Annotated in this window: 3 protein-coding genes and 1 pseudogene; all 4 read left to right on the top strand. The window is 44.9% G+C overall.

The features are described 5' to 3' along the window. Positions 1–825 (top strand): annotated as a pseudogene (locus ACZMB2_RS13970) (hypothetical protein); the annotation flags it as partial. 45 nt (positions 826–870) lie between these two features. Further along, positions 871–1,092 (top strand): PRTRC system protein C, encoded by a 222-nt coding sequence (locus ACZMB2_RS13965; RefSeq protein WP_487597168.1) that lies wholly within the window; start codon positions 871–873, stop codon positions 1,090–1,092. 36 nt (positions 1,093–1,128) lie between these two features. Continuing rightward, entirely contained in the window at positions 1,129–2,238 is a 1,110-nt protein-coding gene (locus ACZMB2_RS13960; protein ID WP_487597167.1) for a hypothetical protein, read from the top strand. Positions 2,239–2,273: 35 nt separating this feature from the next. Then, positions 2,274–2,599, top strand: a 326-nt coding sequence (locus tag ACZMB2_RS13955) for a hypothetical protein (RefSeq protein ID WP_487597166.1), incomplete at its 3' end; no start/stop codon positions are given.

Raw genomic sequence — 2,599 nt, 5'->3', positions numbered from 1 at the left:
GCGGAAAATTTCGAGAAACAGGCAGAAAAGGCTACATCACAGGCCAAATCATCCAAAACTCCAACAGTACCGGCTGAATCAAAGGAAGCCAGGGAAAAACGTGAAAAGATGGAAAAGCTCCTCAAGAAGGCTGATGATGCAACTGCCGCAAAAAGGTTCTCCGAAGCAATGACATGGCTGAAACAGGCACGGGTGCTGGCTCCTACAGAAAAACAGAAGGATATTGACGAAAAGATGCAGGAAGTACAGAAACAGGCCAGTGCAGGAAGCCTGTTCGGTATGGTAGAGGAACCGGCGCCGGTAATTCCCCAACCACAAGGCAATATGAACGGTCAGTCACAACCAGGTATGCAAACAAGCATATTCCCGGAGCAACAGACACATACTATGAATCCTGAACCTGTCATGCAGCCTGCTCCACAGCAGATTCCACAGGAAATGCCTCAACCGGTATATGGAACGAACGGAGCATATATCCAACCTGCTCCAAACCGCCCCGTAATGCAAGGAACAGGTATGCCACAAGGAACTACAATGCAGCCCTATCCGCAGCAGCCGGCTTACCAGCCTGAGGCGGCTCCTTATCCACAACAACAGGTACGGCAGCCGACAAACGGCCATATACCGAACGGAACGGCACAGGTACAAAACGGAAACGGACGGGAATACCAGACTGCACCGGCTACCCATGAGACATTCTGCTTCGATCCGGAAGACGAAAATGACAGGGAGCTTCTAAGAGAGGACCCGTATGCGGAATATCCTGATTTTCCGGCTGAATACCGGATGAAGGACGAGGCACAGGTAGAAATGGTATACTGCTGATATATAAAAATAAATGACTTATAAAACCAATAAACAATAAACAATATGGCACTGGAAATTAAAGGAATGAAAAGAGTATTCAAGATGAAGAAGAACAGTCAGGAGATCGTACTGGACGATCCGAACGTAAACATGTCTCCGGCTGAAGTGATGGACTTCTATTCAATGAACTATCCGGAACTGACCACCGCAACCATACACGGACCGGAAATCGAAGACGACCGGGCGGTATATGAATTCAAGACAACCATCGGAGTGAAAGGGTAAGGACATGAAAAAAGGACAACGTAAAGACAAGAAACCATGTACACAACTTACGGAACGGGCTTTGGAAAATTTAGCCAGACTTATCATATCGGAACTCGAAAATACGGACATAAGCCGGGGCATCAGAAGCAGGAAGAAAAGAAAACTCCCTCCAGCAGAAAGCCTCATGGTTTTCTGAACACGAGAATACCTTCCATCGCTCCTGACCTGTATGTGGAGAATGACAGGGATGTAACGGTAAATGTCACCACCAAAGAGAATCTTGATTTCCTGTACCGTTCAGCCATGAAGTATGCGCAGCTCCTGGATGTGGAGCTGCCATACCATCCTACAGGCAGGACTTCCATAAGAGAAAAAATATGCCTGCTATATAATGCGCTAGATTCCATAGTATCTCATCATGTAAATCTGGAACTTATTGGTGACAGGCTCCAGTTCTGCATCTACCATTTCCATGAATGGCCGGATTATACGCTTTTCTTTATACCGATAGACTTTACGGAAAGGCTGCACGGTGAAATTAAAAAGATTACACTGGAGTTCATCAGAAGGTTCATCAAGTATCACAGGATGATGGATATAACCGATACCCCTTATTTTGAGATGTCGGAAGTCTGTATCGATTATGTGGACTTTGAACAGATTGATGAGGAAGAGAAAAAGGATTTGTACAGAAAGGAAAAGCTTTTCAGGTCATATGAGAAAGGGAAAATCCACAGGAAGCTGTGCCGGATGCACTCCAGAGCTTTCTGTAGGAATCTGGAAGAACATATCAGCAACTGTAATCCTTCCAGCAATAAGGAAAAAAGACTTTTGGAACTGATTACTGAAGGGATGTCCCTGATTGCAAAAGACAGTCCTCATATCTTGAATTATGACTATGACTATGCAAGCGAAAAGGAAAGGGATTTCGAACCGCCACCGCTCGAATATCAGATTCTGCTTACATATTCCATTACGGATACGGTTACCAAAGACATGGAAAGCTGTTTCAGTACTGACTGTCAGGAGACATATAACCAGACTCCCGTATCATTTACCTTCATCACACCGGAAACTGAAAAACTGTTCAGACCAGAGAATTATCCGGAACAGTTTTCAAAATGGTTTGAGAAATTTGTAGAACATGTTACCTATAATTTATAAACATCATGAATGAACTGACCCAAAACATACAGAAAATGATGGTGCCGAAAGCTGCTATCATAGCCTACAAATATGAAGACAGAAGAAATTCTGACACCAGGTACTTCATAGAATTGCGTCCCATCGGGAAAAGCGGACAGATGGGGGCAGGTATCCCTGTCACATACGAATTCATGAATACCCTGCTGGAATCCTATACGGAGGAAATGAGCGGGATACCGGCAGGCAGAGTCCCCGAAAACATGCTGGCCTGCAATCCGAGAAAAGGACAGGAAGAATATATCTGGTACAATCCGCCCGGAAAGAGACAGATGTTCTTTCACAAGGATCTCAATATACAGGACGGCATGTTCAATCTGCC

The organism is Hominiventricola sp., from assembly GCF_057604405.1.
The sequence above is the reverse complement of the archived record's forward strand: the minus strand, read 5'-3'. Positions and strand labels throughout refer to the sequence as shown.

What these genes read in the sequence shown, in the direction of transcription:
- ACZMB2_RS13965 (WP_487597168.1), top strand. Translation starts at nt 871, where the DNA reads ATGGCACTGGAAATTAAAGGAATGAAAAGAGTATTCAAGATGAAGAAG.
- ACZMB2_RS13960 (WP_487597167.1), top strand. Translation starts at nt 1,129, where the DNA reads ATGTACACAACTTACGGAACGGGCTTTGGAAAATTTAGCCAGACTTAT.